This window comes from Streptomyces sp. NPDC020807, from assembly GCF_040641575.1.
Taxonomy (GTDB): domain Bacteria; phylum Actinomycetota; class Actinomycetes; order Streptomycetales; family Streptomycetaceae; genus Streptomyces.
Window position 1 is genome coordinate 58,955 of sequence record NZ_JBFADU010000020.1, and the last position, 6,766, is coordinate 65,720.

At 71.7% G+C, this 6,766-nt stretch carries 5 protein-coding genes and 1 pseudogene; all 6 read right to left on the minus strand.

Features of this window, described 5'->3' with window-relative positions; all coding sequences use genetic code 11:
* Position 1: 1 nt before the first annotated feature.
* The gene (locus AB0G79_RS25225; RefSeq protein WP_360810123.1) at positions 2 to 841 is read right to left on the minus strand and encodes an ABC transporter permease; all 840 of its coding nucleotides are present in this window, start codon (positions 839 to 841) and stop codon (positions 2 to 4) included.
* Positions 838 to 2,022, minus strand: a complete 1,185-nt coding sequence (locus tag AB0G79_RS25230; RefSeq protein WP_360810125.1) for an ABC transporter ATP-binding protein — start codon at positions 2,020 to 2,022, stop codon at positions 838 to 840. Before AB0G79_RS25230 ends, AB0G79_RS25225 begins: the two co-directional genes overlap by 4 nt.
* Before the next feature lie 201 nt (positions 2,023 to 2,223).
* Positions 2,224 to 3,003: an ABC transporter permease gene (locus tag AB0G79_RS25235; RefSeq protein WP_360810127.1), complete on the minus strand. Its 780-nt coding sequence runs from the start codon at positions 3,001 to 3,003 to the stop codon at positions 2,224 to 2,226.
* Positions 3,004 to 3,006: 3 nt separating this feature from the next.
* Positions 3,007 to 3,972 carry an ABC transporter ATP-binding protein gene (locus tag AB0G79_RS25240; protein WP_360810129.1) on the minus strand — a complete coding sequence of 322 codons (966 nt, stop codon included), beginning with the start codon at positions 3,970 to 3,972 and terminating at the stop codon, positions 3,007 to 3,009.
* A gap of 133 nt (positions 3,973 to 4,105) precedes the next feature.
* Positions 4,106 to 5,041 carry a cellulose-binding protein gene (locus tag AB0G79_RS25245; protein ID WP_360810130.1) on the minus strand — a complete coding sequence of 312 codons (936 nt, stop codon included), beginning with the start codon at positions 5,039 to 5,041 and terminating at the stop codon, positions 4,106 to 4,108.
* A 114-nt stretch (positions 5,042 to 5,155) separates the two neighbouring features.
* Positions 5,156 to 6,766 (minus strand): annotated as a pseudogene (locus AB0G79_RS25250) (hypothetical protein); the annotation flags it as partial.

Below are 6,766 nucleotides of genomic sequence, written 5' to 3' on the forward strand. Positions count from 1 at the left end.
GTCAGACGTCCCGGCTGTTCAGCAGGGCGTAGGCGCCGCCGAGCGCCGCGGCGGCGACGCCCGCCACGATCAGGACGGGCTCCCAGCCCGCCGGGCCGTTGTCGAACGGCGCCTTCTCGCTGTAGAGCGCGATCATCTGCGAGGGGATCGCGTACGTGAGCAGGAACTCCTGCAGCGACCGCAGCGCCTCGGCCATCATGAACATGGCGGCCACGAGCGGGAGCAGCATCACGCCGATCATCACCGTGATGGCGCCGGCCGAGTGCCGGATGATCGTGCCCACCGCCAGGGCGACGAGACCGAGGAACGCGAGGTACGAGCTCGCGCCGACCGTCGCCCGCAGCCACTGCTCGGTCGTCGGCGCCGACGCCGCGTCCACCATGGCCACCTGCGCGGCCCCCACGACGCCCGTGACGACGAGGCAGACCGCGAAGACGAGCAGGAAGTACACGACCGCCTTCGCCGTGAGCACCCGCGACCGGCTGGGGCAGGCCGTCAGCGTCGTGCGGATCATGCCCGTGCCGTACTCGGAGGCGATGGTGAGGACGCCGAGCGTGATCACGCAGATCGCGGCCGGCAGCATCCCGAAGAAGCCGAAGGCGAGCGCCGACTCGTCGCCCAGCGACTCGTTCGAGGCCGAGGCGATGGCCGCGACCCCCAGGCCGATGGCGAGCATCAGCAGGACCATGACGCCGAGCGTCCACATCGTCGACCGCACCGAGCGGATCTTCGTCCACTCGGAGGCGAGGGCGTCGCCGAGGGTCGCTCTGCGGACCGGGATGGGGGACACGTAGGCGTGCGGCGCCGGGGCGGCGTACGGCTGGTGGGTCGGGGCGGTCATCGGGGGTCCTTCGTGGTGTCGACCGGCTGCGGCGCCTGGGTCGGCTGGGTCGGCTGGTTCGGCTGCGGGGTGCCCGCCGGGCCCGGCTGCGGGGGCTGGGGCGCCGGAGCCGTGGCGTACGGGTTCTGCCCGGGCGGCGGCGGGGCGTACCAGCCCTGCTGCGGCACGTCGGGCACGGCAGGCGGCTGCGGGAGCCCGTACCCCGGCTGGCCCTGCTGACCCGGCTGCCCCTGCTGCGGCGCCTGGAGGTGGGCGAGCCGGTCGTCGGTGGAGCGGTAGTCCACCGCGCCCTGCGTCATCCGCATGTACGCCTCCTCCAGGGAGGCCTGGTGCGGGGAGAGCTCCCAGAGCCGTACGTCCGCCCCGTGGGCGAGGTCGCTGATCCTCGGCAGCGGCAGGCCCGTGACGCGCAGGGCGCCGTCCGGCTCGGACAGCACCTGGCCGCCCGCCCCGATGAGCGCCGCCGTGAGCTTCTCCCGCTGCACGGGCTCCGCCTCGGGCGTCCGCACGCGCGCGAAGTCGGCGGAGTTCGCCGAGATGAAGTCCTTCACCGGCATGTCCGCGAGCAGCTGGCCCCGGCCGATGACGATCAGGTGGTCGGCGGTCAGCGCCATCTCGCTCATGAGGTGGCTGGAGACGAAGACGGTCCGGCCCTCGGCGGCCAGCTTCTTCATCAGGTTCCGCACCCAGAGGATGCCCTCGGGGTCCAGGCCGTTGACGGGCTCGTCGAAGAGCAGCACCTGCGGGTCGCCGAGGAGCGCCGCCGCGATGCCGAGCCGCTGGCCCATGCCGAGCGAGAAGCCCTTCGAGCGCCGCTTGGCGACGTCCTGGAGTCCGACCACGCCGAGGACCTCGTCGACCCGGCCGGCCGGGATGCCGGCGAGCTGAGCGAGCGAGAGGAGGTGGCTGCGCGCGCTCCGCCCGCCGTGCACCGCCTTGGCGTCCAGCAGGGCGCCGACCTGCCGGGGCGCGTTCGGCAGCTGCCGGAAGGGGTGCCCGCCGATCGTCACATGGCCCGCCGTCGGCTGGTCGAGGCCGAGGATCATGCGCATGGTCGTCGACTTGCCGGACCCGTTGGGCCCCAGGAACCCGGTGACCACACCGGGCCTCACCTGGAAGGAAAGGTTGTACACGGCCGTCTTGGCGCCGTAGCGCTTCGTCAGGCCGACTGCCTCGATCATTCTCCAGCCCCATCGACAGGTCGTCGCGTGCGTGCGTACGTACGAGCTAGGAGCTTATCGAGCCGCCGGCGGTTCCCGTCGGCGGAAAAGTGACGACCAGGGAATCTCCGGGAGATTCCCTGGTCGTCCCCTACGGGATGCGGGAGGGGGAGCGGCGTACCGGGTGCGGGGGAGCGGCGTACGGGGGAGCGGCGTACGGGGTCAGGCGTCCCGCTTCTTCAGCACCACGTAGCCGCCGAGCAGCGACGCCACCACCCACACGAGCATGATCGCGAGCCCGCCCCACGGGCCGTACGGGGCCTTCTCCGTGTCCATGGCGTTCGGCACGACCTGCATGATCTTCGAGCCGGCCTGGTCGGGGAAGTACTTCGCGACCTCCTTCGCCTTCGGCACCGCCGACAGGATCTGCGAGATCAGGAAGAAGAACGGGACCAGGATGCCGAGCGAGAGCATCGAGGAGCGCAGCATCGTCGCCACACCCATCGAGAAGAGCGCGATCAGCCCCATGTAGAGCCCGCCGCCGACCACCGCCCGCAGGACGTTCTCGTCGCCGATCGACGCCCGGTGCTCGCCGAGCAGCGCCTGCCCGAGGAAGAACGACAGGAAGCTCGTCGCGAGCCCCACCACGAGGGCGAGGACGCCGGCCACGGACACCTTCGAGAAGAGGAAGGCCGCCCGCTGCGGCACGGCCGCGAGCGAGGTGCGGATCATGCCGGAGGAGTACTCGGTCCCCACCACGAGCACCCCGAAGACGACCATCGCCAGCTGGCCGAGGATCATCCCGGAGAAGCTGACGAACGTCGGGTCGAAGGTGGCCTGCTCGGCCTCGCTCAGGTCGTCGAAGGTGGACTTCATGAGCGCGCACAGCGCCGCGCTCATCGCCACCGTGACGAGGAACGCGCTCGCGAGCGTCCACACGGTCGACGAGACCGTCCGGATCTTGGTCCACTCGGACTGGAGGACCGCGGATGCCGCTGCCATCGTTCAGGCTCCCTCGGAGGTCGAGCCCCACCGGGGGCCGGGGGCCGCCGCGGCCCCCACGTCGGTGCCGTGCGCGTGGTACTCCACCGCACCGGCCGTCATCTGCATGAACGCCTCTTCGAGGGAGGCCCGCTGGGCGCTCAGCTCGTGCAGCACGAGCCCACTGCCCGCCGCCAGCTCGCCCAGCTTCTCCGTGCTCGCCCCGTCCACCTCGAGGGTGCCGTTGCCGGCCTCGACGACGACGAACCCGTTCGCGTGCAGAACGTCCCGCAGCCGTTCCTGCTGCGGGGAGCGAAGACGTACGAAACTCCGCGAATTCTGCTGGATGAAATCCGCCATCGACGTGTCCGCGAGAAGTCTTCCCTGCCCGATCACGATCAGGTGATCGGCCGTCAGCGCCATTTCGCTCATGAGGTGGCTGGAGACGAAGATCGTCCGCCCTTCGGCGGCGAGCGCCTTCATCAGATTGCGGATCCAGTGAATTCCCTCGGGGTCCAGACCATTGACGGGTTCGTCGAACATCAGGATCTCGGGGTCGCCCAGCAGCGCCGAGGCGATGCCGAGCCGCTGGCCCATGCCGAGGGAGAAACCCTTCGACTTCTTCTTCGCGACCGCCGTCAGACCCACCAGGTCGAGCACCTCGCCCACCCGGCTCGCCGGAATCCGGTTGGACTGCGCGAGGCACAGCAGGTTGTTGTACGCGGACCGGCCGCCGTGCATCGCCTTCGCGTCGAGCAGCGCCCCGATGTACTTCAGGGGCTCGTCGAGCTCCCGGTAGTGCTTGCCGTCGATCCGGACCGTCCCGCTCGTCGGGTTGTCCAGGTCGAGCATCATCCGCATGGTCGTCGACTTGCCCGCCCCGTTCGGCCCGAGGAAGCCCGTGACGACACCCGGGCGGACCTGGAAGGAGAGATGGTCGACCGCCGTCTTCGTGCCGTAGCGCTTGGTCAGGCCCTCAAGCTCGATCATGCGTACCAACCTAAAGGCGCGCAAAACCCCCCGCCACCGGAGTGACGGGGGGTTCGCGCACCGCTCTTCAGCTGTTCACGACCGGTTCGCCCACGGGGCTGTCGCGACCGGGTTCGTCAACGGGCCCGGAACGTCAACGCGACTGCTGGGCCGGGACACCGGCCGCGCGCTCGTCGTCGATCGGGGAGCCGGCGGCCGCGACGGCGGCACCCGTGAGGGTGGCCAGCATCTCGCGGACGTTGGTCAGCTGGGCGTTGATCGAGTCGCGGCGGTTCGTCAGGGCCGCGAGCTCACGCTCCGACTCGCTGCGGATGCGGTCGGCCTTCGCGTTCGCGTCGGCCACGATGTCCTCGGCCTGGCGCTGCGCCGTCTCCACCGTCTGACGGGCGCGGCGCTCCGCGTCCGTGCGCAGCTTCTCGGCCTCCAGGCGGAGCTGCTCCGCGCGGTGCTCGATCTCCGCGAGGCGCTTCTCGGCCTTGGCCTGACGCGAGGCCAGGTCGCGCTCCGACTGCTCGCGACGCTTCGCGAGGTTGGTCTCGAAGTCCGCGGCGGCCTGGGCGGCCTTGGCGCGGGTCTCCTCGAAGAGGGCGTCCGCCTCCTCGCGCTTCGACTGCGCGTCCTTCTGCGCCTCGGCGCGCAGCGAGTTGGCCTCGCCCTGCGCCTTCTCGACGATCCGGACGCCCTCGTCCTCGGCCTTCGACTTCCGCTCCGCCGCGAAGTTCTCCGCGTCGTTGCGCACCTGCTGGGCGGCCGACTCGGCCAGCTCGCGGTGCTGCTCGGCGGCGCGACGGGCCTCCTCGCGCAGGTCCTTCGCCTCCTCCTCGGCCAGTCGGAGGATCTTCTCGACCCGGGCGCCGAGGCCCGCGTACGACGGCTCGGCGTCGGTGACCTGCGCCTGGGCGTTCTGCGTCTCGAGGTGGAGTTCCTCGATGCGCTTCTCCAGCGAGGTGATGCGGGAGAGCGCGCTGTCGCGGTCGGACACGAGCTTCGTAATGCGGTCGTCCACCTGACCGCGGTCGTAACCACGCCGCACGAGCTCGAAGCCGAAGGGGGAGGATGTGTCGCTCATGGGTTTCCTGTCGAATGAGACCGGTGAGGTGTTAGAGGGAATCCTAGGGGCCGAAGCGGCGTGTCATCGAGCGTATGCCCGTTTGATCTGGAGAATGTCCAGCCTTTTGAGTGGCTAGCCGTCCTGGGACTTGCCACCCGAACGAGTGACGCCGGACGACGCTCCCGCTCTGACCCCATCCTTCGTGCCCCCTGACGGAGTCTCGAAAGATTCCAACGCCTCCAGAACGTCCTGGACACGGGAGATCTCGGCATTGATGTCCTCGCGCCTGCGCACGAGCACACCGAGCTCCCGCTTGCCCTCCTCGACGGTCCGCTCGGCCTCCGCCTCGGCCTCGGCCCGGATGCGCTCGGCCTCCGCCTTGATGGCCTCGGCCTCCGCGACGAGCGAGGCCTTCTTCTGCTCGGCCTCCTTGAGGAGCGCCTCCGCCTTGCGGACGGCGGCGATCCTGACCTTGCTCGCCTCCGAACTGGCCTCGGAGACCAGCTCCTTCGCCTTCTCCTCGGCCTCGGTCCGCTGCTCGGTGGCGGCCGTCACCAGCTTGTCGACGCGCTCCCCGGCCGTCTTCATCTGCTCGGCCGTCTCGCGCCGCGCCCGCTCGTGCAGCTCCTCGATCTCGCTCTCGACGCGGCTGCGCAGCTCCTCCGAGCGCTCCCTTATGGCGGTCGCGTCGCTGCGCGCGCCGACCAGCAGCTCGTCGGCGTCCGCGCGCGCCTTCTCCACCAGGGTGTTGCCCTCGACGGTCGCCTCGGCGACGATCCGCTCGGCCTCCTTGCGGGCCGCGCCGACCATCGTGTCCGCCTGCGTCTCGGCCTCGGTGGTGGCGCGCAGCGCCTCCTCCTGCGCCTTGGCGACGAGCTGGTCCGCCTGCTCGGCCGCGTCCGAACGCTTCCGGGCACCGGCCTCCCGCGCCTCGTCGAGCGTCCGGTCCGCCTCCTCGCGGGCCTCCGCGCGCATCTGCTCGGCCGCCGCCTCGGCGTCGGCCTTGACCTGCTCCGACTCGGTACGGATCCGCTCGGCGTCCTGCCGGGCCGCCGCGAGCGCCTCCGCGCCCTCGGCGCGCAGCCGTTCGGCCTCCTCCGCGGCCGCGCCGACGGTCCGCGAGGCTTCGGTACGGGCCTCCTGGCCGACCGAATCGGCCAGCTCGGCGGCCTCGTTGACGATCCGCTCGGCCTCGGCCGTCGCCTCGCCGACGAGGGTGTCGGCCTGCTCCGCCGCGTCCGCGCGGCGCTTGTCGGCCGCCTTGCGGGCCTCGTCCATGACCTGGTCGGCGTCGGCGAGGGCCGCGTTGCGCAGGGCCTGCGCGTGGGCCTCGCCGTCGGTCTTGACCTGCTCGGCCTCGGCGCGCAGCCGCTCGGCGTCCCGCGCGGTCGTCTCGCGCAGCTCGGCCGCCTCCGCGGCGATCCGCTCGGCCTCGGCCGTCGCCTCGCCCACGAGGGTGTCGGCCTGCTCGGCGGCGTCGGCGCGGCGCTTGTCGGCGGCCTGGCGGGCCTCGTCGAGGACCTGCTCGCCCTCGGCGATGGCGGCCTCGCGCAGCGCTTCCGCGTGGGCCTCGCCGTCGGCCTTGACCTGCTCGGCCTCCGCGCGCAGCTCGGCGGCCTCCGCGGCGATCCGCTCCGCTTCGGCGCGTGCCTCGCCCACGAGGGTGTCGGCCTGCTCGGCGGCGTCGGCGCGGCGCTTGTCGGCGGCCTGGCGGGCCTCGTCGAGGACCTGCTCGCCCTCGGC